Annotated in this window: 1 protein-coding gene; it reads right to left on the bottom strand. The window is 35.1% G+C overall.

The annotated features are described in order from the left end of the window. Nucleotides 1–1305 (bottom strand): putative bifunctional diguanylate cyclase/phosphodiesterase (locus ACN4EE_RS23445; protein WP_431708921.1); only part of this gene is annotated, 1305 nt, incomplete at both ends.

Here is a 1305-nt window from a genome sequence, read left to right as displayed (position 1 = left end):
TTGTTGAAATTGTCGAGGCGATAAATTAACCGCTATTTTAATGGGATTTAATCCCATTTCTTGCCATGTTTTATTCTGAGAACAAGCTGTAAATAAAACCCATTCTCCCAAAGCATTAATCAACCCCGTTTCTTCGGCAATAGGGATAAATTGAATTGGGGATACCCTTCCTAAAATCGGATGATGCCAACGAATTAAGGCTTCCATGCCCACGACTTGACAGGTTTTGATGTTAATTTGCGGTTGATAGTATAACTCAAATTGATTGTGCATGAGGGCTTCGTATAAATAACCTTCCATGCGCAATAATTCCTTTTGTTGCCTATTCATGGAAGGATTGTAATATTGATAGTTATTTCCACCCTTATCTTTGATTTCATACAAAGCCGTGTCAGCATTTTTTAAGAGAGTTTCAAGATTATCTCCATCTTGAGGATAAATAGCAATCCCAATACTAAGATAAGCACGAAGTTGATATTCCATTATCAGGAAGGGTTGTTTTAAAGACTGTAAGATTCTATTAGCCACCACCGCTACATCATGGGGATGTTTGATTTCTGACAGAAGAATAGTAAATTCATCTCCTCCCCAACGTGCAATTAAGTCAGAGTTTCTTAAACAATCCCTTATTTGATGGGCAACTTCTTGTAATAATTTATCCCCTATATCATGCCCTAGAGTATCATTGACATTTTTAAATCTATCTAAGTCGATAAACATAATGGCAAATTGATATTTATATCTTTGCGCGCGCGCGATGGTTTTGTGTAATTGTTCATTAAATAAGTTACGATTGGCTAACTCTGTCAACAAATCGTGACAAGCCTGATAACGTAACATTTCTTCTGCTAGTTTTCTCTCGGTTATATCCCTGACGGCGTAACAGATAAATTCTTTAGCACTGTAATAAATAGTACTGATATTCACTTCCACGTTAATCAAACCGCCTTCTTTATGACGATGTATTGACTCTTGGGTTATATTCAATCGATCGTGTATTACTTTTCTGATAATACTATCACTTATTTCCGAATCTGTAGCGACTAAATCTGACAATTTGAGAGATAAAATTTCTTGGTTAGTATAACCGATTAAAGTACAATAGGCGTTGTTTGCTTCAATAATTTGTTTCGTGATAGGATCAATCAGGATAATTCCCTCTGATATTTGTCTGACAACAGCACGATATTTTTCTTCACTTTCTCTTAAGGCGTTTTCAATACTATCTCTTTCACTAAAGGAAAAAATATAGCTTTTAATTTCGGTTTTCTCTTGGATAAAATAGGCGTATTGAGTGTAATTATG

Source organism: Geminocystis sp. CENA526, assembly GCF_050753365.1.
GTDB lineage: Bacteria > Cyanobacteriota > Cyanobacteriia > Cyanobacteriales > Cyanobacteriaceae > Geminocystis.
This window is presented reverse-complemented; position numbering and strand designations above follow the sequence as displayed.